This is a genomic window from Capnocytophaga periodontitidis (assembly GCF_016126015.1).
Taxonomy (GTDB): Bacteria; Bacteroidota; Bacteroidia; order Flavobacteriales; family Flavobacteriaceae; genus Capnocytophaga; species Capnocytophaga periodontitidis.
This window is the reverse complement of sequence record NZ_JAEFDB010000012.1, coordinates 41,499-65,552: the sequence shown is the minus strand read 5'-3', so window position 1 is coordinate 65,552 and position 24,054 is coordinate 41,499. Positions and strand designations below refer to the sequence as shown.

The window sequence follows — 24,054 nt, the reverse complement described above, 5'->3', positions numbered from 1 at the left end:
AACAAAATGGCAGTAGATTTATTATTAGGTCTTCAGTGGGGAGACGAAGGAAAAGGTAAAATCGTGGATGTCCTCACTCAAAACTACGATATCATTGCACGCTTTCAAGGAGGGCCTAACGCGGGGCATACTCTCGAGTTCAATGGTATCAAGCACGTGTTGCATACCATTCCGTCGGGTATTTTCCACCAAGGTGTCGTAAATATCATCGGCAATGGGGTGGTGATAGACCCTATCATCTTCAAAAAAGAAATAGAAGCACTCGCTCCTTATGAAGTCAATCTGAAAAAAAACTTACTGATTTCTCGAAAAGCACACCTTATTTTACCTACCCACCGCCTCTTAGATGCCGCTTCCGAAGCTGCTAAAGGCAAAGCAAAAATAGGCTCTACCCTCAAAGGAATAGGCCCTACTTATATGGATAAAACAGGTCGTAATGGCTTGCGTGTAGGCGATATAGAACTCTCCGATTTCAACGAACGCTATCGCAATCTCACCGATAAACACGAAGAAATGCTCGAAAACTACAAGGTAGATATACAGTATAACCTCAAAGAATTAGAAGCTGAATTTTTCGAGGCTGTGAAAGTACTCAAAGAGTTTCAATTTATTGATAGTGAGGAATACCTCTACCAAGCCCTCAAAGCAGGTAAAAAAATACTTGCTGAAGGTGCTCAAGGCTCTATGCTCGATATCGATTTTGGCACTTATCCGTTTGTAACTTCCTCTAATACCACCGCTGCTGGTGCTTGTACAGGCTTAGGTGTTGCACCTCGTAGCATCGGTCAGGTGATAGGTATTTTCAAAGCCTATACAACCCGTGTGGGTAGCGGGCCTTTCCCTACTGAACTCTTCGATGAAATAGGCGAAACAATGACCCAAGTAGGGCGAGAGTTTGGTGCTACAACAGGGCGTCGCCGCCGTTGTGGTTGGCTCGATTTGGTAGCCCTCAAATACGCTGTACAAGTGAACGGAGTAACCGAACTCACAATGATGAAAGCCGATGTGCTCAGCGGTTTTGAAACTCTAAAAGTGTGTACCTCGTATCTCTATAAAGGAAATGAAATCAAGCACCTGCCTTACAATATCGAAGAACAGAACGTAACCCCTATCTATACCGAACTCAAAGGTTGGCATCAAGATCTCACCCAGCTCAACTCCTACGAGCAACTGCCTAAAGAACTATTAGAGTACATCAGTTTCTTAGAAAAAGAATTAGAAGTGCCTATCAAAGTAGTATCTGTAGGACCTGATAGAACACAAACCATTATGAGATAATAAAAAAAGGCTATTCATTCGCGAATAGCCTTTTTTGTGTTTTCAAATTACTGCTTATTTGATGAAATCAAAACCTTCAAACGATTTTCCTGAAATAAGAGATGAAATTTTATTATTTAAGATAATTATTAGGCAAAGGTGAAATATTTTTAATATTAAAAATAAAAACAAAAAAATATGAAAGTTCTTTGCTTTCTAAATGAAAAGTTGTACATTTGTAGCGAAAAAATAATTGTATAAAAACAACTATGGAAAAAACAGTCAAACGATTCTTAGACGTTATCCTCGATCAAGCTACTCCTCTTATCGCAAGCCTTAACAAAGGGGTGTCCGAGTCACAAATAACTGAATTTGAAGCTGAAATGGGCATTGCCCTCCCTGCAGAGGTAAAACAATTATACCAAACTTTCAACGGACAAAAAGAAGGTGAAAACGATGTCTTCTTCCTTGATGGTTTGCGCTTTATACCCTTAGAAGAAATCAAACGCACGCAGCAACATTGGTTAGAACAATTGCAAAGCGTTCCTAATTGGCAATCCCTTCACTTTGATAAAGAAGAAGCCATTGATATGTGTTGGGATGAAGTGTTAAAAAACCAATTTTATAACCCTAAATGGATTCCATTCCTCTCCAATGGAGCACGCTTTATGTTCATCGACCTCGATCCCGATAAAGAAGGTGTTGTTGGACAAATAGGCGAAATAGACTTAGTACTCGATTCTATCGAAGATTCATTTATGGATTTACACTACGACTCTATGGAAGATTGGCTCGAATTTCTTACTGACGATATTGAAAAAGGAATCGTGTATTACGATAACGAAATGCACTCGCTCATCGATGCTATTGATTATAACGAAGAAGATGATTTGCCTAATATTTTCGCTCCTACTCCCGATTATGTCTCAGAAGGAGGCTCTAACGTTTATAACTATTCCGAAAAAGACAGAAGCGATTTTGTATTGCCTGACCGCACTTGTGTGTATATGGACGAAATTTGCGACCATTTTGAAAAATATATCGGCAAAATAGACAGCGTATTCCACGAAATCGTCTCAGAATATGTGCATATAGATGTACATTGGATCAAACCTACCCCCGAAACGCCTTACAATGTACTCTTTACTACCGGTATGAGCGATTACCCTATGTACTTGCCCGAAGGCTTAGATGACCCTAACGACTACAGCCACGCTGAGCTAATGGTCTACCTTCCTGCCGATTGGCCTATCAGCGATGAAGCTTTTAAAGACGATGATAACTATTGGCCTGTGTACTTCCTGAAGATGATAGCGCGTTTCCCGCATCAGTACAAAACGTGGATGGCTGAAGGACACACTATCCCCAACGGCCCCGATGCTGAACCTATTGCCAATACCGATTTCGGTTGTATCCTGCTGATGCCCCCTTACTTATCAGCTCCACAGGACTTCTTAAAGTTACACACTAAAGATGGTACGATTATCAATTTCTATTGTATTTTGCCTATTTATCCAGAAGAAATGGATTTAAAATTAGAAGAAGGGGTTGACGAGCTCCTCAACCTTTTCGACGAAAACGGAATCTCTGAAGTAATAGATGTTCACCGCAAAAATGTAGCGTTATAAACATAAAAAAACAGATGAAATCTTTTGAGGCTTCATCTGTTTTTCTTTAATATCTCTGCTAGCATTTTCTTAGCTCTTAGCAGAGTAATCTTCACACTGCTCATCGGTGATTGCATCTCTTCGGCAATCTCTTTATAACTTTTTTCGTGCAGATAGCGCAGTTGTATTGCCGTTCGGTAAGGTTCTTTTAGTTGTTTTATACTTTTTAACAAGTAGTCGAACTGCTGTTCCATAATGAGGCTATCCTCTATGATGGGGGTCTCATCTATCAGCGTTTTAGATTGCTTTTCCTCTCGGTCTAAGTGCAATAGCGACTCATTTTGCTTTCTCAGGTTATCTATGTGAATATTTTTAGAAATAGCAATTAACCAAGTGCGGAAAGAGTATCGCTCGTCGTAAGTATGAAGCTTATCGAATGCTTTAGCAAATGTTTGTATGCTAATATCCTCTGCTTCAACTTCATCATTCACACGCTTGAGCTGAAAGTTGTACACATCAGTCCAAAACTCGTCTAACAACCAACTAAAAGCTCGTTGTTTACCTGCTTTTGCAGCGACTATATTTTCAGCAAGTGCCTCTGCCATTATTTATTTCTGCACTCTTGTTCGTCGGGTAAGCGACCGCAGAAACTGCAAGGTTCCCCTTCAGGGTTTAAATGTGGATTTTGGCTTGCACAAGTACCGGCAAACTTACCGCCTTTCTTGCCCCAAATCTTAATTGCCATACCTGCCACACATAGCAGTAATATACCAATAGTTAATAATATTAATTTCATTTTTTAGTTATTTAAGATTAAAAAGAGATTCCACGGCGGGAACTCTCTCACACGTAAAACCTTCCGCAAAATCTGTACCAATTAGCCTACCCAAATCGCGTGCTCTGTAAGTAACGCTATCTAAAAAGTTCTTGTCAGAAATTGGAGTAGTGGGCTCATTGCTATTGCTGTCATAAAACTGAGAGCTGTACGCCAACACAGCATTCACTTTGGTTTCCATAAAACCTGTGATATCTACCACAAAATCAGGGACTATATTCTTCCACTGAATGTAGTGATACACTACTTTAGGACGCCAAGCCGTTTGTGCTATACCGTCGAGAGTAGTTTCGATGCGCCGCAAACCGCTGAGAAAACAAGCATCACTCACGAGTTTGCTACCTTTGCCGTGGTCGATATGACGGTCGTCTATAGCATTGCAAAGCACTATCTCGGGCAGATATTGACGTATTTTTTTAATAATCTCCATTTGGTGAGCTTCGTTATTTATGAAAAAACCATCACGGAACTTCAAATTCTCGCGTATGGTTACCCCTAATAGCTCTTTAGCTTTGGTTGCCTCTTGGTGGCGTATTTCAGCACTGCCACGTGTGCCCAATTCCCCTTGTGTTAGGTCGATAATGCCTACACTTCTGCCTAAGCTAATCTCTTTGGCAATGGTACCTGCTGCCCCTAATTCTACATCATCGGGGTGTGCCCCAAAAGCTAATATATCTAATTTCATCTTGTTATTTGTTAATTGTCTCTTTTATTTCTGTTGCAATTTTGTCTAACATCTCATACCTATAGCGGTAGAGCGACCTCTTGCTCGATTTGATTTCTTCCATTGGTTTGCGGTGCATTTCAATAGGAAGCTTGAACCACCCATCTTTATCGGGAGTACCATCGGCTTCTTTCCACAATGTGTCATAACTAAAACTGAGTTTGTGCAAGCATTCTATATGGATAAAGTGCTTTTTGTTATGTGCCTGTATCTTACTGCCTACCCCATACAAAACAGAGCAACCTAATTGCCTGCTAAGTTCCTGAATGATAAATATCATCAAGGCTTTAGGACGAAGAGCATACATTTGTTTTTGTAGTTCTTTGATAGCATTCTCAGTTTCGGCACTTTTGTTACCTTGTACACAGCCTATACGACATACCCATCCCTCATTTTCCTTGTCAATCACAAAAGAAGCTTCACAAATGGCCTCCTGATAACTATCACAATGCAACGAGACCACTAATTCCCCTTCTTTGCGGAAACGTTCATTGTATCCGAGGTATATTTGTCCCTTTTCGCCGTTGTATTTCATTGTGAACTCAGCCAATTTGATAGGCTTTTCTTCTTGGATAACACGCGTCAAAAAAGGCTGTTGCTTGATAAAAGCATAACAACTTAGCAAGGCTTTAGTTCGTTCTTTCTTGCCCCATTTGGTAGACATATACACCCTAAAAGGCTTAAAATAAATACGAGGACGGTGTGAAAGCACCCATTTATACTCTTCTGATTGTATCAAACTGAACCATTTTTTAGCAAATGGGATGTTTAACAAGGTGTGGAAGAGTATCTTGTTCTTTTGTTTTTTGATGTATCTGGGATTTTCGTTGGCAAAACTATGTTCTGTCAAAGCTAAAGCATCGTGTAGTAGTTCTCTTGTCGTCATTAATTCTCGATTCTATATGATTATTTTTCAATCCATTGTGTTACTTCATCGCTAGATGGTAAGGTTTTAGGGTCGATTACCTTTTCTAATCTGCCGTCTCGCCCGATGAGGTATTTTTGAAAATTCCATTTTACTTTAGAATCTTCTACACCGTTTTTTGCTTTCTGGGTAAGAAACTGATATAGAGGGTGCATATTCTTTCCTTTTACCGATATTTTGCTCATCATCGGGAATGTTACTCCATAGTTGATACTGCAAAATGAAGCGATTTGTTCATTACTACCTGGTTCTTGTCCTAAGAAATTATTAGCGGGGAATCCTATAATGATAAAATCTCTGTCCTTATACTGCTGATAAAGCGCTTCGAGTTCTTTGTATTGAGGGGTGAGACCGCATTTTGAGGCAGTGTTTACAATCATTACTTTCTTGCCTTTGAGGTCGGCAAGGGAAAAGGGTTTGCCGTTGATATCTTCTACAGTAAACTGATAAATAGTTTGATTATCAGCGTTCTTTTGTGCTTGTAGATTTTCCATAGTGAGGGTGAATAAAGTGATAATAAAAGTGAAGTATTTCATAGAAAAATTAAAATTTGTGGCAAAGTTACGCAAAAGGTTTGATTTATTAAAGAAAAACTTTATATTTGCCCAAAAATTAATAACTATGTTTTCAGAAAAAGCTTTTAAAATATTTGAAGAAAGTATTGCACAATATCACATTGCAGATGATGTATATCAGTCTTTTACAAACCCTTATCCATCAACCGACTTGCTCAATTACTTGCTTTATCGCAAGAACTGGATTGACACCGTGCAATGGCATTACGAGGATATTATTCGCGACCCACATATCGATCCAGTGGCAGCCCTCGACCTCAAGCGTAAAATCGATGCCTCTAACCAAGATCGCACCGATATGGTAGAGTATATAGATAGCTATTTTTTAGATTTATATAAGGAGGTGAAACCACTTCCTGAGGCTACTATCAATACCGAGAGTCCTGCTTGGGCAGTGGATAGACTTTCGATTTTAGCACTGAAAATCTACCATATGCAAGAAGAGGTAAACCGCCCCGATGCCACTCCTGAGCATCGCGCTAAATGCCAAGAAAAACTGAATGTTCTCCTCGAACAGAAAAAAGATCTTTCGACAGCTCTCAACCAGCTTTTAGACGATATAGCTGCTGGTAGAAAGTATATGAAGGTCTATAAACAAATGAAGATGTACAATGATGATGAGTTGAACCCAGTGCTGAGAGGTAAGAGGTAATAGGTAAGATGTTGAAATAAATACATTATCATTATGAATTGGAAGGAAATTTGCAGGGAAAACGATATTGATGATAGCTTTCTAAGAACGTTTACTCCTAGAGATGGGATTACATTGCTCAACAAGGAACAATTTCGTCTGGCTCAAGAAAGAATTTCACAAGTTAAGATGGGGTTTGAGCTATTGCCACTCCTCACAGATACTGAAGGCAATGTAGCATTGGTCTACACTACGGGATTCTTAAAAGGAAAGGTAGTAATAACCGACTTGGAGGCTACTGCTTTTATGCCATCATTTAAAAGTATAGAATCTTTTTTAGAAGTGTATTTCCGCAATACCGATGCAACTACTTTAGCTCATATTGATTGGTTTTGCGATTACGATATAGATACGCCTTCTGATGAACCTGAAGTGTTGCGTGAATGCTGGAAGTATATCAAAGCAAATAATTTTATTTCCGAAGCACAAAAAGTAATGATTTGTTGTATGGCTATCTATCTTACGCCTTTGGAACAACGCGACAGTTTGTTTTACTTTTTACAATCGCCTTTTATAGATGACGAAAGTGAAACTACTGAAACCATTGTATGGGAAGCAATCAACTCTTTTACGGGTGATAATCCTTACCCCTCTGCCAAACCTGTGATAGCTGCCCTATTTGAAGCCGAAAAATTCAATGATTATTCTTATAAAGACATTATTTTTGATGGAGAATTTAAAGAAAAAGGTTTTAAAGTATTTTGGAGAGAAAACCAATTTTGGTTGGTGATATTGTTACTCTCCTTGTTACTGTTCATTTCGAGGTTTTTCTGGTAAGAAACTTATAAAAAAAAACTGCTCCAAACAATTTGAGGCAGTTTTTTATTTTATATTCCCTTTTCTTCCAAGTACATCAAAAAATACTCCTGAAGGTCTCCACTTACCTTTTTCCCTTTATAGAACAACTCAAAAGGCTCTGTTTGTCCTTCAAAAGTTGCGATTCCATCCAAATATCCCAAAATATCACTGACAGTCTCACTCATCACCATACTTAAAAAAGATTTGAAAGCCTCTCTTCCTTCCTCATCAAGTTTGTTATATAAGGCTTGCCCTTTCTTCCAGTTAGGTTCTTTATATGGAGCTTGCTCCCTACCTTCTTCCAATAATTGTATGTATCTTTCAAGTTCCTTTTCAAAAATTACATTACTAATTTGTTTTACAATAGCTTCTTGTTGCATAACTTCTATTTTAGAATACAAATATACAATAAAAAAACTGCCCCAAATTATTCTGAGGCAGTTTTTTTATTTGCTAATTGTCAAATCGACAAATTATCTAATGCTTGCTTTTAAATACTCACGGTTGAGGCGTGCGATATTTTCAAGTGAAATACCTTTAGGACATTCTACTTCGCAGGCACCAGTGTTGGTACAGTTACCAAAACCTTCGTGTTCCATTTGGTTTACCATATTGAGTACGCGCTCGGTAGCCTCTACACGACCTTGAGGAAGGAGGGCAAATTGCGATACTTTGGCAGCCACAAACAGCATAGCCGAAGAGTTTTTACAAGTAGCCACACAAGCTCCACAACCTATACAAGCCGCAGCGTCCATAGAGCGGTCGGCATCGCGTTTAGGGATAGGAATAGCGTTGGCATCTTGCGTATTACCAGAAGTGTTCACAGAGATATATCCCCCTGCTTGTTGAATGCGTTCAAAAGCAGTTCTATCTACCATCAAGTCTTTGATAACAGGGAAAGCAGTAGCGCGCCAAGGTTCAATAGTGATGGTATCACCATCTTTGAACATACGCATGTGCAACTGACAAGTAGTTACCCCACGGTCGGGTCCGTGAGCTTCCCCATTGATAAAGAGCGAGCACATACCACAGATACCTTCACGGCAATCGTGGTCGAATGCTACAGGTTCTTCTCCTTTTTCAATGAGTTGTTCGTTGAGTACATCCAACATTTCCAAAAAAGACATATGGTCTGAAATGTTGGTTACTTTATAATCTACCATACGACCTTTCTCTTGCGAGTTTTTTTGTCGCCACACTTTGAGTGTTAGGTTCATCGTTGCCATATTTTTCTATTTATAACTACGTTGTTTCAATTCAATATCTTTAAATACGAGAGGTTCTTTATGCATTACCTCTTCACTAGGGTTGTAGGTATTCACTACTTCTTTAGGATTACCAGTGTATTGCCAAGCGGCTACATAAGCATAGTTTTTGTCGTCGCGGAGAGCCTCACCATCAGGAGTTTGATACTCTTCGCGGAAGTGACCACCACAAGACTCATTACGCTCTAAAGCGTCTTTAGCAAATAACTCACCAAGTTCAAGGAAGTCGGCTACACGACCCGCTTTTTCAAGCTCTACGTTCATACCAGTGAGTTCACCAGGTACTTTTACGTTTTTCCAGAAATCTTCGCGTATTTCGCGTATTTCTTTGATAGCTTCTTTCAAGCCTTCAGCATTACGCGCCATACCTACTTTATCCCACATCACTTTACCAAGTTTTTTGTGGAAGTAATCTACAGAGTGGGTACCTTTATTGTTGATGAAGTAAGCCAAACGCTCTTTTACGATGCGTTCTGCTTCGTCAAACTCAGGAGTATCAGTAGGGATTTTACCAGTACGGATATCAGCGGCTAAGTAATCGCCAATAGTGTAAGGTAATACAAAGTAACCATCAGCTAAACCTTGCATCAAGGCAGAAGCTCCTAAGCGGTTAGCTCCGTGGTCGGAGAAGTTTGCCTCACCGATAGCATAACAACCAGGGATAGTGGTCATCAAGTTGTAATCTACCCAAATACCACCCATAGTGTAGTGAGTAGCAGGATAAATCATCATTGGTGTTTTATAAGGGTTTTCGGCTACAATCTTTTCGTACATTTGGAAAAGGTTGCCATATTTAGCTTCTACGATTTTTTCACCGCGTTTTGTAACTTCTTCTTTAGTAGGTTCTACACCATGGATTTTACATTGTTCTTTACCGTAACGTTCGATAGCTGAAGAGAAATCCAAATAAACAGCTTCACCTGTTTCGTTTACACCATAACCTGCATCGCAACGTTCTTTAGCAGCACGTGAAGCTACGTCACGAGGCACGAGGTTACCAAAAGCAGGGTAACGGCGCTCCAAGTAGTAATCGCGGTCTTCTTCAGGGATTTCAGTAGGTTTTTTGCGTTTTTCGCGTATCGCTACTGCATCTTCCATTTTCTTAGGCACCCAAATACGTCCGTCGTTACGCAAAGATTCAGACATCAAAGTTAATTTAGACTGATAGTCGCCTGAACGAGGGATACAAGTAGGGTGGATTTGAGTGAAACAAGGGTTAGCAAAGTAAGCACCTTTTTTGTGGATTTTCCAAGCTGCGGTAGCGTTAGAGCCCATCGCATTGGTTGAAAGGAAGTATACATTACCATAACCACCAGAGGCGATAACTACAGCGTGAGCAGAGTGGCGTTCAATTTCACCAGTAACAAGGTTACGAGCGATGATACCACGAGCTTTGCCGTCTACTATTACCACATCGAGCATTTCGTGGCGGTTGTACATATCTATTTTACCACGAGCGATTTGGCGGTTCATTGCGGCATAGCAACCGAGCAAAAGCTGTTGTCCTGTTTGACCTTTGGCATAGAAAGTACGAGAAACCAATACCCCACCGAAAGAACGGTTATCAAGTAGCCCACCATAATCACGAGCGAAAGGTACGCCTTGCGCCACACATTGGTCGATGATATTGCCAGATACTTCAGCAAGGCGATATACGTTAGCCTCACGAGCGCGGTAGTCGCCCCCTTTTACAGTATCGTAGAACAAGCGATAGTTAGAGTCGCCATCGCCCATATAGTTTTTAGCGGCATTGATACCCCCTTGAGCAGCGATAGAGTGCGCACGGCGAGGAGAATCTTGGTAAGCGAATGCTTTTACGTTGTAGCCTAATTCAGCAAGGGTAGCTGCAGCCGAACCACCAGCCAAACCAGTACCTACCACAATCACGTCGATATTACGTTTGTTAGCAGGGTTTACGAGGTTGATATGGTCTTTATATTTCGTCCATTTGTCCGCTATAGGACCTTCAGGAATTTTAGAATCTAATGTACTCATAAGATTAAGCTGTTAAAAATTTAATGTAATGGAAGAGAGCTATAAAAATAAAGCCTCCGCAGATAATGTAAGAATACCAATTACCTACACTGCTGATGAGCTTTTTGCGAGCATCGTCTTTCCAGCCCATAGATTGGAAAGCAGATTGGAATCCGTGCAACAAGTGCAAGCAAAGGAAAACAAAGCACAATACATAGAATCCCACACGTAGAGGGTCGTGGAATTTCTCTACCAATTCATCGTAGTAGCGGGTAGGGTCTGGAGCTAATTGCTCAATGTACTTGTAGTTCATTTCGCTTACCCAGAAATCGTAGAGGTGTAACCCTAAGAAGAGGAGAATCATCACCCCAGTGATAATCATATTACGAGACATCCAAGTGGAGTTAGCTCCCCCATTATAGCTGTAATATGCCTCACTACCACGAGCTTTTTTGTTTTGGATTTCCAAGACAAATCCCATAATGAAGTGAAACAACACCCCAGCGAGCAATACAGGTTGCATAGCAAACTGAATCAGCGGGTTAGTACCCATAAAATGGGATAGCTCGTTGAAAGTACTCTCACTAATCACTGAAGTAAGGTTTACTGCCAAGTGAATGATTAGAAAGAGAATGAGAAAGAGTGCCGAGAGAGCCATCGCCACCTTTCTTGCAACAGATGTTTTAAATAATCCTGCCATTCGTTTTATAGTTTTTTTATATATTTACGTTAAATAATTTCGCTACAAAAGTAAGGCTTTTTAATTATGTATACAACAAAAAATATACAAAAAACATTAATTTATATTCGGTTTAAAAAAGAAGAAGAAAGTTATTTGCTGAAAGTAAGGTATTAACAAATTTTAGAAGTTAAAAATTAGAAGCTAATTGCTGAATTGTCAAATTGTCAAATTGTCAAATTGACTAATTGTTTGATCTCTTTTTCGGTATTAAAACTGTGTAAACACACCCTTAAACGCTCTTGTCCTGCGGGTACCGTAGGGGCTAAAATAGGCAATACCCCTATGCCTTGAGCTTGCAAACGCTCAGCAAGGGCTTTCACGCGATCGTTGCCGCTTACTACCATTGCTTGGATAGCTGAATTGGAAGGTATAAATCCTTCAATACCGTATTGAGTTATCAACGATTTGAAATATTCTATATTGTGGTGAAGTCCGTTCATTGCCTCCGTTTGTTGCAACTGTTCGTAACCTGCGCGAATAGTCGCTACACTATGTGGACTCATAGCTGTTGTATAAATAAATGAGCGCGAGAAGTTTACTAAATATTGTATCACCTCATCATTAGCAACTACCGCTGCTCCGTGAGCTCCCAAGCCTTTGCCAAAGGTGACAATGCGCGCGAAGATTGCTGTTTCTAATCCTAAGGCTTGTACCAATCCACAGCCGTGTTTGCCAAAAACACCTATAGCGTGCGCCTCGTCCACTGCTATATAAGCACCATATTGTTGCGCTAAAGCTACCAAACGCACTAAATCTGGGCTGTCGCCATCCATTGAAAAAACGCTTTCAGTAGCGATGAGCACTGTTTTGTCACCCGTAGCAAACTTTTTAAGCAGTTTCTCCAAATCGTCTAAATCGTTGTGTTTGAACTTGTACGAATGTGCTAAACTGAGTGAAATACCATCGCGTATAGAAGCGTGACTATAACTATCATATAAAATTACATCGCCACGACCTACGATGCAAGAGAAAAAACCTACATTGGCATCATAGCCCGAATTGTACAAAAGAGCCCCTTCAGCGTTATGAAAATCAGCGATATAACGTTCAGTTTCTGTGAATAAATGAGAGTTCCCCGATAGCAATCGAGAGCCTGTTGCACCGTGAGGTGTTGTGGCGCTTATTAGTTGGCTAACACGTTCAGTGATAGTGGGATTTGTGCTAAAACCTATATAATCATTAGAGTAGAAATCAATAGCAAACGATCGTTCACTAAGTTTGCGCAAGGCATTGTTCTTTTGGCGTTCAGTTAATTTTTCTCGGATGTGTTTCATATTGCAAAAGTAGAAAATAATGACGAATTACGAATTACGAATGACGAAAATTTGTTACCTTTGCCACATTCTAAACTTCTTTAAGTTAGCTTATTATGCTGAAATTATAGGACAAATGGTAGATAAGGAATATCAATATTTTGTAAGAATAGGTTTAGAAAACGGTGGATTTGATTACGAAAAAGAGTTTAAAAAACACAACTACTACAATATCTCTGATTTTAAACAAGTGTGGGAAGATACGCGTTATGGCGGTACTTGGTACCCTGGAATGCCCGAATGAAAAAACAAACTTTTCTAATTCTCTAATTTGCTAATTAACAAATTATTTATAACTTTGCCCATTGTAAAATTTTAACTTATCACTTTTAACCTTTAACTTTTATGAAAAAATTGTATTCGATGCTCCTCGGCATCTTTCTATCAGCAGGTTTTACCGCTTGCAATCAACCTCAAACCAACTCTAAATCTGAAACTTCTAATGCACCTATCAAGTTAGAAACACCTCAGCGCGCTCAAGGTCAAACTGATGTGTTGAACCTCACGACCAATAAGTTAGATACAGTACGTGTGGGGATTATCGGTCTGGGAATGCGCGGTTATAGTGCCGTGGAACGCTATATGCACATTGAGGGGGCTAAAATCACCGCCCTTTGTGATATCCGTCCTGAGATGGTGGAAAAAGCCCAGCAAGTAATTGAAAAAGCAGGTCACCCACGTGTGCCTCAATACACGGGCAGTGAAGATGCTTGGAAAGCCCTTTGTGAACGCCCTGATGTTGATCTTGTTTATATAGTAACCGACTGGAAGCACCACACCCCAATGGCACTCTACGCAATGCAACACGGCAAACACGTGGCTATAGAAGTGCCTGCAGCGCTTGATATGGATGAGATTTGGGCGCTTATTGATACGAGTGAAAAAACACGCCGCCACTGTATGATGCTCGAAAATTGTGTGTACGATTACTTTGAGATTACAACCCTTAATATGGTACAACAAGGACTCTTAGGGGAGGTGATTCACGGTGAAGGTTCTTATATCCACAATCTCGATGAGTTTTGGACAGAATATTGGAATAATTGGCGTCTTGATTATAACCATAAACACCGTGGCGATGTATACCCTACACACGGTATAGGTCCTGTTTGTCAGGCATTAAATATCCACCGCGGCGACAAGATGAACTATTTAGTTTCGGTAGATACTAAACCTTTTAGAGGTAAGGAAGTATACCAAAAAGTAACAGGTAAAGACGCTGCTGATTTCCAAAATGGCGACCTTACCATTACAATGATTAAAACTGAACAAGGCAAAACTATTCAAATTCAGCACGATGTAGTAACCCCGCGTCCGTACTCACGTATGTACCAACTCACCGGTACTCAAGGTTTTGCTAATAAATATCCTATGGAAGGTTATTTGTTACAGCCCGAAAGTGTGGCAAAAGCCGAAGTGCCTAATCACGAAAATCTATCGGCTCACAATTTTATGCCTGAGGATGCTAAAAAAGCACTGATGGAAAAATACAAACCACGCATATTGAAAGATTTGGAAGAACAAGCTAAAAAAGTAGGTGGTCACGGCGGTATGGATTTCATTATGGATTACCGTCTTATCTACTGTTTGCGCAATGGGTTGCCTTTAGATATGGACGTGTACGATTTAGCCGAATGGTGCTGCTTAGCACCTCTTTCCAAACTGTCACTTGAAAACGGTAGTGCTCCAGTAGAAATCCCTGATTTCACTCGTGGTGCTTGGAATAAACAAAAAGGCTATAAACACGCGTTTGTTAATTAGTAAATTTGTCAATTAGCCAATTAGCCAATTGGTAGTGATGCAAAATGATTAGTAAATTAATTGATAGTGACAAATCAACAAATCATTAATCTTATGTCAAAACCTAATTTAATTGTGGATAAAACATTTCATTTTTCACTTATGGCAATTGAACTCTGTAATGCTTTAGATGAGAAAAAGAAGTTTGCAATATCTAACCAATTATTAAGATCTGCTTAATAGGAACTATAAAAACGAAACAAATAAGTAATTTGTCGATGACTCAATAAGTCAGTTTTCCAATTGATAGTGACACAAATTGACAAATCGGCAAATCGACAAATCAATAATCTATGTCAAATGTATTACGCCTTCCTGCGGAACAACTCTACGCTAAGGAATTAGAGGCTTTAAAAGAAGAGGATAAAAAACAAGAAAAGCCCATAGGCTGGCAATTGTCGCCTAAAGCTGTGCTGAAATTTGTAACTGGTGGTACTGCCTGCGGGGTGGAAATTACTCCTAAGTACATCGGTCATAATCGCTTGGTGGAAATCGCTATTGCTACACTCCTTACCGACCGCTCTTTGTTGCTCATAGGTGAGCCAGGAACCGCCAAATCGTGGCTTTCTGAAAACCTTACAGCTGCCATTTGCGGCGACTCAGGCAAAGTGATTCAAGGTACTGCGGGTACCAGTGAAGAGCATATACGCTATTCGTGGAACTATGCAATGCTTTTGGCTAACGGTCCATCGCACGAAGCCTTACTTAAATCACCTATTTATCGCGCGATGGAAACAGGAACTGTCGCTCGTTTTGAGGAGATTTCGCGTTGTGCTTCCGAAGTACAAGATGCATTGATTTCTATCCTATCGGAGAAAAATATCGCTATTCCTGAACTCAGTGAAGAATTACCGGCTCAGCGTGGTTTCTCTATTATTGCGACAGCTAATACCCGCGACCGTGGTGTGAACGAAATGTCATCAGCACTTAAAAGACGTTTCAACATCATTGTGCTACCTGCTCCTGCTACTTTAGAAACCGAAGTATCTATTGTAACCAAGCGTGTAGCCGAAATTTCTAACAACTACAAACTGAAAGCCGCCTTGCCAAGCAATGAAGCTATAGAGAAGATTGTAACTATTTTCCGCGAATTGCGCAAAGGAGCTACTTTAGACGAAAAACAAAAACTCAAATCGCCTAGTGGAGTTATTTCTACTGCCGAAGCTATTTCGCTTATCACCAATAGTATGGCATTAGCAGGTAGTTTTGGCAACGGCACTGTTACCGATGAAGATTTAGCATCAGGATTGCAAGGAGCTGTAGTAAAAGATGAAGACAAAGATAAAATGGTGTGGAAGGAATACCTTGAAAATGTAATGAAGAAACGCGGAGCATCGTGGCGTGAACTTTATAACCAATGTTCAGCAATGAACAATTGATAATTGACAATTGATAATTATCACATTGGCAAATTGGCAAAATTGCACATTTCCACATAGTAATAAATAAGCGAATTGTATTCAGGATGCGCTTGAATCCACTGATGCAAGATAGGTATAAAGGTGGCGATAATCTCTTTATCGCCACTTTCTAATATACGTTTGCTATAAGCGATATAGATTTGCTCTGCCAAAGGCATTATAAGTATACCTTGGTATGACTTAGGTGCAAAATCCTCAGCGCGCAGAAAAGGCATCACGTCAGTAATTACTTCCAAATATTCCTCACGATCTTTATAAGCTTTGTGCAACTGCTCTGCTAGGGCAGAAAACGCTTTTGAAGGCATCGTGAAATACATACCTTTCAAATTCTCGTACAGCACATCAATAAGCGTTATTTTTCCTGTTTTGCGCAACTGTGCGAAGAACTTCACATATTGCCAAAGCAGTTGGTCAGTGATGAGCACTTCTTCAATGCTAAAACGCAGGTCTTTGAGCGCTTGCACATATTGCAGAAAAGTGTCTAAGTCGTTTTCGACTACTGCCCTCTTGCAAAAATCGTAATACACCCAGCCCAACGAATATTTGTTGATACTGCTATCGTTTTCCTTAAATTCCTCAAGAGCGATGCGCAACGCTTCTTCTAAGTCACCTGCTTTGCGCAAAGCCGTTACCTCACTTATCATCATTTCTTTACAACTCTAAAAAGGGTGATTTTCTCATTGCCCGAAGCAACCATAGTTTGCTCATCTACAAAGAGTAGCGCGTGATAGACTTTATCTGAAAGTTGTTGCCAGCTCCTACCTTGGTCGTTAGAGAAGAAAAGACCATTAGGCGAAGTTGCTACTAAAGCATTTCCCTCACTATTAGGGATGTATTGCACACAACTCGCATAGCCAATAGCCTTGTCGGTCGCGATAGGCTGCCAAGTTTTACCCCCATCAAAAGTGAGTGCGCCAGAGCCTTTGCGCTCTGTAGGTTGTTCATAATCACCACCGAGAACGATGCCCTGCTGGTCGTTGTAGAAAGCTATGGTGAAAGCCCCTTGAGTAGCTTGCCCTTGAACGAGAGGTAGCGTAGCGAGGTCTTGCCATTTATAGCCCTTGTTGTCCGAGAACAACACCCTACTTTTGCTACCGCCTGTTACTACCCATAGCTTGTTGCCATAGTGCGCCAAAGCCGAGTTGCTAGCCGCAAATACACTTTCCCCCTCTTCGAGTTTGGGTGATTGTGACCACGTGAGTTTCGTCCATTGTTGTCCGCCATTGAGCGTTGTTACTACCGATAGGCGATTGTCGATAGGGTCGCCAATAGCAATACCAAATTGGTCGTCCGTAAAGCGCAATACATCGTAGAAAACATCGGGGTGTTCCTCGCAATATACTTCTTCCATACCACTTTGTTCAGCTTTGTAGAGCAAGGCAGGGTTGCCGATAGAGAGCATAAAAAAGTTCTGACTTGTCGCTGCCACCGCACGGAAATCGGAAATCACCCCGCGATTCTTCAAATTAGAAGTCGCAATGGTTTGGTTTTGAGTGTTGATAAAACCAAAGGTAGCGTCGGAGCCTGCAAAAGCCACGTTTTTCTCTAAGAGCACCATTGCACGCACGCTTATTTTCCCCAATGGAAAAGACTTTACCTCTACCAATTCGATAGTAGTGTCCTTATAAGGATTGGAGTGCTTACACGCCCCAAGACAAAGCAATATAAAAATAATAGCAATATGTTTCATACATCAGTGATAAACAAAGGCAAAGATAATGTTTTTGGTTGGAATAACAAAAAAAGATGTGTTTTTTCTATCACTGACACTATTTGGCAGAGTAATGCCTTACCTTTGCACCGTGAAACTAAAAAACAAATAAAAAATGGTATACTTAGAAACTTTTTATTTCCCTTCAGTAGAAGAAGAGGAAGAAGAACTACAGAGGTTTTTCTATAGTAAAGAAGATAGGCGTCCTATAGAGCCAGCCCTTAATTACATTGCTGAAAAAGTTTATCCATTTAGCCTTTTAGCCCATCGCCTTACCTGCTTGGATTTTGAACCTATCACTATTCTATATGGGGGTAATGGTTCAGGTAAGTCTACAATTTTAAATGTAATTTCAAACAAATTGAATATTTCAAGAGAGGCTCCTTATAATTCGTCTTATTTAATGGAAAAATACGTAAAAATGTGTTCTTTTAAGACTGATTTTCGCTACACAGATGAAGATTTAGACCTTGTAGATAAGACTAATCACAAATACGATATTTTAGAAATTAGTAAGATGATTACCAGCGATGATGTGTTTAAGAAAATGATAGACAGACGCCTTAAAGAGGACCAAAAACGCTTTAAGAGTGAGATGCTTATTAAAGAAAAGACAGTAGCAAAAGGAGTAGTACCTAAATCTATTAATTTGAAAGATAAGAGAAGTGTAGAGCAATTTAATGATTTTTACACTATGCGGAAAAGTAGCTATACCCAATACCTCAAAAAAACGATAGGCAGAGTAGAACCTTCATTTTCTAATGGCGAAACAGGGCTAATGTACCTTATGGAGCAGATAGCCGACCCAGGGTTGTACTTATTAGACGAACCAGAGAACAGTATGTCGTGCGAAACGCAACTCAAATTAGTAGAGTTCATTGAGCTTTCAGCACGTGCTTTTAATACACAGTTTATTATTGCAACACATTCGCCCTTTTTGCTTTCTATCCCCAATGCAAAAATATACAATCTTGATACCCACCCTGTAAGTTTATCTAAATGGTGGGAACTTGAGAATATGAAACGTTATTTCCAAATTTTCAATAAATACCAAACCGAATTTCAACAATCATTATAAATTATTTTGTTTGTACCTATTAATGTACCGACAACTTAATACATTAACATTATGGCAAATTACAAAAATCTCCGTTTTCAATTCCTATTGGAACTCTTAAAAAACAGAGGCGATAGTGGAGCTTCTTTCGCTGATATCAAAGATTATATCGAACGCCGTTTCGAGGATAAGGATATTCCTTACGATTACAAGGAACGCACCTTTGAACGCGACAAATGCGACCTTCTCACTGAACGCGATATACAGCTTAACTACACTCGTTCTGGCAATATCTATACCATCAATTGGAGCGAGCTTAGCGAGGAACAGAACTTCCAGATAGAAAACGACTGGCTACAAGAAGCGCTTCGCCAAAATCCGTATCAAAAACATTTTATACACTTTGAAAAACGTCCCACACGCGGACTCAATTGGCTCTACGGACTTATCTACGCTATTGATAATCACCAATTGCTGCAATTCACCTATCACAAATTTCGTGAAGATACCTATTTGTCTCATACCGTACAGCCCTACGCTCTCAAAGAGTTTGATTACCATTGGTATCTCCTCGCTTGTGATACTGCGCCTAACAACGACTCACCCTCTATAAGTGTTTTTGCACTCGACCGCATTACCGACCTTGATATTCTCAAAGAAACATTCACACCTGCACCTTTTAATGTAGAGGAACACTTTCGCAATGCCTATGGAGTGATAGCCTTACCCGACCCACCTGAAGATATTATTCTCCGTTTTGACCGTCATCAAGGTAATTATGCCAAAGTACGTCCTTTGCACCCCTCCCAAGAAATCCTTACTGACAATGCTGAAGAGTTAGTGATACGCCTACATCTTACCCCCTCCTACGATTTCGACCAAAAGTTATTATCGTTAGGTAACCGTGTACAAGTAATTGAACCACAGTGGTATCGCGAACATATTGTGATGCGACTCAAACAAGCATTGGATAATTACGAATGACGAAATACAAAATACGAATGGCAAATTGCTTAAAATGTTAAAATTAAGATTTTATTAGGAATTATTAAAGAATATTTTTTACATTTGTCGCTTGAAAAAGAGGAAAATTTTTACACTGTTGCTTTTTGGCAGAGAGAGGGTGTAATTTTGAATACTTAAAAAACAAATAGTATTCTTTCTACAGAAAAATAAACAACTTATGAAAAAGTATATATTCATACTATCAGTTATTATCAGTCTGTTTTCTTGTAATAAAAAAATAAGTATTGAGAAGAAGTGGGTAACTACAGATAATAATTACTTACTACTTACTCAACCTAATGATAGTCTTTCTTATCATTGGGAAGGAGGTGTTTTTGAAAATGTAATTCACGGAAAAGGAACTCTTTCTGCCTATTACAACGGAAAAAAGGTAAGTTCAAGTGTTATAGAAGCCTATTATGGTGCGACTTCTCAGCAAGACATCGTAAAAAGCAATAATGATAAGTATATAGGGAATGTAAAAGAAGAAAAATTTGTTGGTTTTGGAGTATGGGTACGTCCTGAAGAAATCTATATAGGCGAATTTTTAGAAAGTCAGCCCAACGGCTATTTATCTTATTATAAAGATGGAAAACTATCATACAAAGGAGAATGGCAAAAAGGAAAGCGCTCAGGCAGAGGTACTAATTATAAAGAAAATGGAAAAGTAGTATCAGGAATTTGGAAAGACAACAAAATATTTGAAGCTGATACTACAATTACTACAACTAATGGAATTTATAGAGGGTTATTGAGAAATAGTTTACCTCAAGGGTATGGAGAATTAAATTATTTTTCGGGTAGTCAATATCGTGGTAATTGGGATAAAGGCAAATGGCACGGTGAGGGTTCTTTTACATCGGCTACTGATACTATTATAGGTGAATGGGCAGGAGGGGAGCTCAATGGTTATGGACTCTATAAAACACCTTATGTTCTTTTAGAAGGTAATTTTAAGAATCATAATCTGAATGGTGAAGGGTATATGCTTCTATCTGATTCAACTTTTTATTCTGGCACTTGGGCTAAGGGTAAAAAAAGTGGTTATGGTGATATAACCCTTAGCAATGGCGATACCTATATGGGGAGTTGGGAAAATGACCAATATAGTGGAGAAGGACGTTATACTTACCACACAGGAGAAATATATGATGGACATTGGAAAAACGGACAACAAGATAGTTTAGGTAAATACATTTGTAAAGAGTTTACTTATGTTGGTAATTGGGCAGAAGGATGGATTAATGGGCAGGGTAAGATAACCTACCCAAATGGTGATTATTATGAAGGTGATTTTGTAGAAAACCAAAAATATGGAATAGGTTATTATCATTTCAAGGATGGTAATGCTTATGATGGTGAATTTGTAGATAATAAATTCAATGGATTAGGGGTTTTTACTTTTAAAGATGGTAGTAGGTATCAAGGGGAGTTTAGAGATGGTAAAATAAAAGGAGATGGTACACTTTTCTTAAAAGAAGGTAAAGAAACAATTGCCATTACTGCTAATTGGGATGGTTCTTCCAAATTTCCTAAAAAAGCAAGTATACTCTTTGAAAATGGTGATCTTTATGAAGGAGAATTAGATAATAATGGTTTTCCTACCAAAAATGGAACTTGGACAACAGCTCAGGATAGAGAAAAACAAATCTCTAATACTGATAAAGCTAATGAGTTTTATAAGAAACATAAAAACACTTGGAATAATATTGTTAATTATACAAGTACAGCTCTTATAGTTGTAGCAGCAGTAGCGGTAACGCCTATAGCTGTAGTAGCAGTAGCAACAGTTGTAGTAATAAATGTAGCAGATGCAGGAGTTGCTGTAGCTCATTCCGAAATAGAAATTAAAAATGCAGGTGATGATAAGGAACGAATAGCACAGATAAAAGCAGAACGAAATGCAGAACTTTTAGATAATGGTGTGAATATAGCTTCTGCTTTAACAGTAGGTTATGCAAGTAGCGCCAGAGCTACTACTGAAATAGGAAAGACTTCTGCAAAAGGAGTTATGAAAACAAGTGCAAAGCAAGGTTTAAAAACTGCTGGAAAAAATATGCTCAGAAATATTGATGGACAAGATGTTATTGATATGACTGAAGCTGTTATCAAAAAGGATAAAAATGGAATGTTACTTACGGCTGGGGCTGTGGTAGCAGGAGCTGTAGTAAATGTAAAATTACCTAAAACATCTCCTATTAGGAAAAGTATTGTCAAACTTAGTACTGTTGCCCGACAAGTAGGCAAATCAACTATATATTTTGCTAAAAACAAGACTTTTGGAAAAGTAGTAAAATTAGCAAAGAATAGTAGTGGAGCGATTGAAAAACAATGGGTTCAAATTGTTGATAAAGTATGGATCAATTCAAAACTTCACATTTTTACAGAACGTTTGGCTAAGAAGTTTGATAATCAATTTATTACACAATCTCGATATGATCGTAATGCTGAGTTTGTCAAAAATCAAGATTTAGGGAAGTCTGCAAGTGGAACAATTTTACTAAAAAATTTGATGTCTTTTATGAGTGGCAAAGAAAAAAGAGCTATACTAAAAGAAAAATTATTAAGTAGAAAATTAGGAGAAAAAGGTATTCAAGCACACCATATAGTGGCAGGAAATAGCCCAACAGCAAAAGAAACAAGAAAAATGTTAGAGAAATGTGGTATTGATATAAATGACGCTCGAAATGGTATACTCTTACCAATGCATCCTAAAAGTATTTTTAAAGGTAGTCTTCACGGGAATCATATCAGACAATATGACGAAATAGTTTATCAGAGGATTTTAGAAGCCTATAAAAAAACTGGAAAAAAAGGAGTGGAAGAAGCTCTTGATAATATAAAACGTGACTTGTATAAAGGGAATGTACAGCTCCTATCAAAAGACAAACATTATGTGAATAGGCTTTGGAACTCTTTTAATAATATAAGACGATAAAATTATGAGTATTTTTTTAGTAAAAAAACAAGATATTGATTGTGTTGAGCCATTAATTGAAGACGAAGATGTTTTATCTCTTTTAGAGGAATACTTTGGAACACAATTATCTAATAAATGGAAAGAAGTAGAGGCAAAATGGCACCAAGAAAGAGGAGGTCTTATTTGTGATTTTCCTTTTCTGTTAGGAACAATACCTTTATGCAGTTTAAAAGTATATCATAAACTACAAGAAAAACTCAATTTAGAAGGTATAGAATTTCTTCCTATTAAGATAGAAAATAAATTGTATTATATTATGAATCCTTGTCTTTCTATAAAGGGGATACTTAATAAAAAGAAATCTAAGATTGATTATTTTTCTAACGGAGAAATAATGTGGGTTTCAAAATATGTATTTTATCCTAATGAAATAGAAGCAAGTATGTTTAAAATCCCTGAAATGTATACCTCTATTTTTGTAACAACAAGTTTTGTAGAATTCATTAAAGAGAACCATTTTATAGGAATAGATTTTGAACCTTGTGAAATAAAAAAAGAATCAATTTTAAGTAGAATCTTTAAATAACTTAAATATTATGTCAGAAAAATGTATTAAATGCTCTAAAATGATACCAGATGAGCAGGTGTCAAACGGAAAACAAACTTCACAAGGGTTTGTATGTGCAAATTGTAATCGCAAAAAGAAAGGCGGAATAATAGCAGGATCTTTAATAGCTCTAGCGTTGTTGGGTAGTGGAGGATATTGGTATTACAATAACCAACAGAACACTAACACACAGGAACAGCCTAACATTTCTAATGACTATGCAGGAGTAGGAGAAGCTGATGATAATATAGATGCTCAAACTCCAAAAGAACCTGCCTTCAATTGGCAAACTTCTTTAGCTATTAGTAGTCCGCTTACTAATGTAGGAGGTACAATAGATAACATAGATTTTTTTAAACGCCAAATGGAAGAAAATCTAAAAAATGCTGAGGCAAATAAGAGTGCCCAAATAGTTATTCCGTCAATTGGAATGTTGTTTGAAAAAGGTTCTTATGTCCTAAAACAAGAAACCCAAAATTTGCTAAAAGAGTTTGCTAAAACTTACCTACAAACTAACAAGGAGGCAGTTCTTTTAGTAGAGGGCTATACTTGCGATTTAGGCACCGATAAACTCAATGATCGCCTTTCAGAACACCGTGCTGAAACCATCAAAAACAGCCTTATTGCTGAAGGAGTGCCTACTGATAAAGTAGAAATAAAATGGTATGGTGAGAGTCAATACAACAATTCTCCTTATAAAACTAGAGAAGAAAATAGAAGGGTGAATGTGTCAGTGAAGTAATTTTTTGTAGGGGCAAATTATTTTGCTCCTACAAATCATTATCATAAACGTGTTTAAACTTTTTTCATATAATCATTTATAAAAG

At 38.6% G+C, this 24,054-nt stretch carries 24 protein-coding genes; 12 read left to right on the top strand and 12 right to left on the bottom strand.

All coding sequences use genetic code 11. The annotated features are described in order from the left end of the window. The first annotated feature begins 6 nt into the window (after positions 1-6). Entirely contained in the window at positions 7-1,278 is a 1,272-nt protein-coding gene (locus tag I7X29_RS13295) for an adenylosuccinate synthase (protein ID WP_198467333.1), read from the top strand. Between the two features lie 248 nt (positions 1,279-1,526). Next, entirely contained in the window at positions 1,527-2,885 is a 1,359-nt protein-coding gene (locus tag I7X29_RS13290; protein WP_198475331.1) for a suppressor of fused domain protein, read from the top strand. Between the two features lie 32 nt (positions 2,886-2,917). On the opposite strand, the gene I7X29_RS13285 is transcribed toward I7X29_RS13290, so the two are convergent. Genes I7X29_RS13285 through I7X29_RS13265 form a run of 5 tightly spaced genes read right to left on the bottom strand, consistent with a single transcriptional unit; the run spans position 2,918 to position 5,884 of the window. Further along, complete coding sequence (locus I7X29_RS13285) at positions 2,918-3,469, bottom strand: RNA polymerase sigma factor (protein WP_002673201.1); 552 nt, start codon at positions 3,467-3,469, stop codon at positions 2,918-2,920. Further along, complete coding sequence (locus tag I7X29_RS13280) at positions 3,469-3,660, bottom strand: hypothetical protein (protein WP_002673203.1); 192 nt, start codon at positions 3,658-3,660, stop codon at positions 3,469-3,471. Before I7X29_RS13280 ends, I7X29_RS13285 begins: the two co-directional genes overlap by 1 nt. Positions 3,661-3,667: 7 nt before the next feature. Further along, complete coding sequence (gene bshB1, locus I7X29_RS13275; RefSeq protein ID WP_198475329.1) at positions 3,668-4,384, bottom strand: bacillithiol biosynthesis deacetylase BshB1; 717 nt, start codon at positions 4,382-4,384, stop codon at positions 3,668-3,670. Positions 4,385-4,388: 4 nt separating this feature from the next. Continuing rightward, positions 4,389-5,309 (bottom strand): VirK/YbjX family protein, encoded by a 921-nt coding sequence (locus I7X29_RS13270; RefSeq protein ID WP_198475327.1) that lies wholly within the window; start codon positions 5,307-5,309, stop codon positions 4,389-4,391. Between the two features lie 20 nt (positions 5,310-5,329). After that, positions 5,330-5,884, bottom strand: a complete 555-nt coding sequence (locus I7X29_RS13265; RefSeq protein WP_198475325.1) for a glutathione peroxidase — start codon at positions 5,882-5,884, stop codon at positions 5,330-5,332. 85 nt (positions 5,885-5,969) lie between these two features. Here I7X29_RS13265 and I7X29_RS13260 point away from each other — a divergent pair, with 85 nt between their 5' ends. Together I7X29_RS13260 and I7X29_RS13255 are read left to right on the top strand one after the other, a co-directional pair. After that, positions 5,970-6,575, top strand: coding sequence for a DUF4254 domain-containing protein (locus I7X29_RS13260; RefSeq protein ID WP_198475323.1), 606 nt, complete (start codon positions 5,970-5,972; stop codon positions 6,573-6,575). Positions 6,576-6,608: 33 nt separating this feature from the next. After that, positions 6,609-7,391, top strand: a complete 783-nt coding sequence (locus tag I7X29_RS13255; protein WP_198475321.1) for a hypothetical protein — start codon at positions 6,609-6,611, stop codon at positions 7,389-7,391. Between the two features lie 50 nt (positions 7,392-7,441). Here I7X29_RS13255 and I7X29_RS13250 read toward each other — a convergent pair whose 3' ends face one another. From I7X29_RS13250 to I7X29_RS13230, 5 genes are all read right to left on the bottom strand, one after another. Further along, a complete protein-coding gene (locus I7X29_RS13250; protein ID WP_198475318.1) occupies positions 7,442-7,792 on the bottom strand; it encodes a hypothetical protein in 351 nt (116 codons plus the stop codon). Positions 7,793-7,885: 93 nt separating this feature from the next. Then, a complete protein-coding gene (locus I7X29_RS13245; RefSeq protein WP_002673219.1) occupies positions 7,886-8,638 on the bottom strand; it encodes a succinate dehydrogenase/fumarate reductase iron-sulfur subunit in 753 nt (250 codons plus the stop codon). Positions 8,639-8,644: 6 nt separating this feature from the next. After that, entirely contained in the window at positions 8,645-10,672 is a 2,028-nt protein-coding gene (locus tag I7X29_RS13240) for a fumarate reductase/succinate dehydrogenase flavoprotein subunit (RefSeq protein WP_009750977.1), read from the bottom strand. A 4-nt stretch (positions 10,673-10,676) separates the two neighbouring features. Next, positions 10,677-11,351, bottom strand: coding sequence for a succinate dehydrogenase cytochrome b subunit (locus tag I7X29_RS13235; RefSeq protein WP_198475316.1), 675 nt, complete (start codon positions 11,349-11,351; stop codon positions 10,677-10,679). A 206-nt stretch (positions 11,352-11,557) separates the two neighbouring features. Continuing rightward, positions 11,558-12,667, bottom strand: coding sequence for an aminotransferase class I/II-fold pyridoxal phosphate-dependent enzyme (locus tag I7X29_RS13230; protein WP_198475314.1), 1,110 nt, complete (start codon positions 12,665-12,667; stop codon positions 11,558-11,560). Between the two features lie 19 nt (positions 12,668-12,686). On the opposite strand from I7X29_RS13230, the gene I7X29_RS13225 reads away from it, so the two are divergent. From I7X29_RS13225 to I7X29_RS13215, 3 genes are all read left to right on the top strand, one after another. Beyond that, positions 12,687-12,950 carry a hypothetical protein gene (locus I7X29_RS13225; RefSeq protein ID WP_198475312.1) on the top strand — a complete coding sequence of 88 codons (264 nt, stop codon included), beginning with the start codon at positions 12,687-12,689 and terminating at the stop codon, positions 12,948-12,950. Positions 12,951-13,051: 101 nt separating this feature from the next. Continuing rightward, positions 13,052-14,467 carry a Gfo/Idh/MocA family protein gene (locus tag I7X29_RS13220; protein ID WP_198475310.1) on the top strand — a complete coding sequence of 472 codons (1,416 nt, stop codon included), beginning with the start codon at positions 13,052-13,054 and terminating at the stop codon, positions 14,465-14,467. 332 nt (positions 14,468-14,799) lie between these two features. Next, positions 14,800-15,885, top strand: a complete 1,086-nt coding sequence (locus I7X29_RS13215) for an ATP-binding protein (RefSeq protein WP_002677472.1) — start codon at positions 14,800-14,802, stop codon at positions 15,883-15,885. 20 nt (positions 15,886-15,905) lie between these two features. Here the strand turns inward: I7X29_RS13215 and I7X29_RS13210 are convergent, their stop codons facing one another. Further along, positions 15,906-16,574, bottom strand: coding sequence for a hypothetical protein (locus I7X29_RS13210; protein ID WP_198475308.1), 669 nt, complete (start codon positions 16,572-16,574; stop codon positions 15,906-15,908). Beyond that, complete coding sequence (locus I7X29_RS13205) at positions 16,571-17,617, bottom strand: WD40/YVTN/BNR-like repeat-containing protein (RefSeq protein WP_198475306.1); 1,047 nt, start codon at positions 17,615-17,617, stop codon at positions 16,571-16,573. Before I7X29_RS13205 ends, I7X29_RS13210 begins: the two co-directional genes overlap by 4 nt. Before the next feature lie 136 nt (positions 17,618-17,753). Between I7X29_RS13205 and I7X29_RS13200 the strand changes: the two genes are divergently transcribed. From I7X29_RS13200 to I7X29_RS13180, 5 genes are all read left to right on the top strand, one after another. Then, positions 17,754-18,716 carry an AAA family ATPase gene (locus I7X29_RS13200; RefSeq protein WP_198475304.1) on the top strand — a complete coding sequence of 321 codons (963 nt, stop codon included), beginning with the start codon at positions 17,754-17,756 and terminating at the stop codon, positions 18,714-18,716. Positions 18,717-18,767: 51 nt separating this feature from the next. Next, on the top strand, positions 18,768-19,679 hold the full coding sequence (locus I7X29_RS13195) for a helix-turn-helix transcriptional regulator (RefSeq protein WP_198475302.1): 912 nt from the start codon (positions 18,768-18,770) through the stop codon (positions 19,677-19,679). Between the two features lie 199 nt (positions 19,680-19,878). Next, entirely contained in the window at positions 19,879-22,638 is a 2,760-nt protein-coding gene (locus tag I7X29_RS13190; RefSeq protein WP_198475300.1) for an AHH domain-containing protein, read from the top strand. 4 nt (positions 22,639-22,642) lie between these two features. After that, complete coding sequence (locus I7X29_RS13185) at positions 22,643-23,206, top strand: hypothetical protein (protein WP_198475298.1); 564 nt, start codon at positions 22,643-22,645, stop codon at positions 23,204-23,206. Positions 23,207-23,246: 40 nt separating this feature from the next. Beyond that, complete coding sequence (locus I7X29_RS13180; protein ID WP_198475296.1) at positions 23,247-23,969, top strand: OmpA family protein; 723 nt, start codon at positions 23,247-23,249, stop codon at positions 23,967-23,969. Positions 23,970-24,054: the final 85 nt, after the last annotated feature.

Excerpts from the sequence above, each read along its gene's own strand:
- I7X29_RS13260 (WP_198475323.1), top strand. The coding sequence starts at position 5,970 with ATGTTTTCAGAAAAAGCTTTTAAAATATTTGAAGAAAGTATTGCACAA.
- I7X29_RS13250 (WP_198475318.1), bottom strand. The coding sequence starts at position 7,792 with ATGCAACAAGAAGCTATTGTAAAACAAATTAGTAATGTAATTTTTGAA.
- I7X29_RS13185 (WP_198475298.1), top strand. The coding sequence starts at position 22,643 with ATGAGTATTTTTTTAGTAAAAAAACAAGATATTGATTGTGTTGAGCCA.
- I7X29_RS13180 (WP_198475296.1), top strand. The coding sequence starts at position 23,247 with ATGATACCAGATGAGCAGGTGTCAAACGGAAAACAAACTTCACAAGGG.
- I7X29_RS13235 (WP_198475316.1), bottom strand. The coding sequence starts at position 11,351 with ATGGCAGGATTATTTAAAACATCTGTTGCAAGAAAGGTGGCGATGGCT.
- I7X29_RS13225 (WP_198475312.1), top strand. The coding sequence starts at position 12,687 with ATGACGAATTACGAATTACGAATGACGAAAATTTGTTACCTTTGCCAC.
- I7X29_RS13210 (WP_198475308.1), bottom strand. The coding sequence starts at position 16,574 with ATGATGATAAGTGAGGTAACGGCTTTGCGCAAAGCAGGTGACTTAGAA.
- I7X29_RS13215 (WP_002677472.1), top strand. The coding sequence starts at position 14,800 with ATGTCAAATGTATTACGCCTTCCTGCGGAACAACTCTACGCTAAGGAA.
- I7X29_RS13255 (WP_198475321.1), top strand. The coding sequence starts at position 6,609 with ATGAATTGGAAGGAAATTTGCAGGGAAAACGATATTGATGATAGCTTT.
- I7X29_RS13230 (WP_198475314.1), bottom strand. The coding sequence starts at position 12,667 with ATGAAACACATCCGAGAAAAATTAACTGAACGCCAAAAGAACAATGCC.
- I7X29_RS13205 (WP_198475306.1), bottom strand. The coding sequence starts at position 17,617 with ATGAAACATATTGCTATTATTTTTATATTGCTTTGTCTTGGGGCGTGT.
- I7X29_RS13285 (WP_002673201.1), bottom strand. The coding sequence starts at position 3,469 with ATGGCAGAGGCACTTGCTGAAAATATAGTCGCTGCAAAAGCAGGTAAA.
- I7X29_RS13195 (WP_198475302.1), top strand. The coding sequence starts at position 18,768 with ATGGCAAATTACAAAAATCTCCGTTTTCAATTCCTATTGGAACTCTTA.
- I7X29_RS13280 (WP_002673203.1), bottom strand. The coding sequence starts at position 3,660 with ATGAAATTAATATTATTAACTATTGGTATATTACTGCTATGTGTGGCA.
- I7X29_RS13245 (WP_002673219.1), bottom strand. The coding sequence starts at position 8,638 with ATGGCAACGATGAACCTAACACTCAAAGTGTGGCGACAAAAAAACTCG.
- I7X29_RS13295 (WP_198467333.1), top strand. The coding sequence starts at position 7 with ATGGCAGTAGATTTATTATTAGGTCTTCAGTGGGGAGACGAAGGAAAA.
- I7X29_RS13265 (WP_198475325.1), bottom strand. The coding sequence starts at position 5,884 with ATGAAATACTTCACTTTTATTATCACTTTATTCACCCTCACTATGGAA.
- I7X29_RS13270 (WP_198475327.1), bottom strand. The coding sequence starts at position 5,309 with ATGACGACAAGAGAACTACTACACGATGCTTTAGCTTTGACAGAACAT.
- I7X29_RS13290 (WP_198475331.1), top strand. The coding sequence starts at position 1,527 with ATGGAAAAAACAGTCAAACGATTCTTAGACGTTATCCTCGATCAAGCT.
- I7X29_RS13220 (WP_198475310.1), top strand. The coding sequence starts at position 13,052 with ATGAAAAAATTGTATTCGATGCTCCTCGGCATCTTTCTATCAGCAGGT.
- I7X29_RS13240 (WP_009750977.1), bottom strand. The coding sequence starts at position 10,672 with ATGAGTACATTAGATTCTAAAATTCCTGAAGGTCCTATAGCGGACAAA.
- I7X29_RS13200 (WP_198475304.1), top strand. The coding sequence starts at position 17,754 with ATGGTATACTTAGAAACTTTTTATTTCCCTTCAGTAGAAGAAGAGGAA.
- I7X29_RS13190 (WP_198475300.1), top strand. The coding sequence starts at position 19,879 with ATGAAAAAGTATATATTCATACTATCAGTTATTATCAGTCTGTTTTCT.
- bshB1 (WP_198475329.1), bottom strand. The coding sequence starts at position 4,384 with ATGAAATTAGATATATTAGCTTTTGGGGCACACCCCGATGATGTAGAA.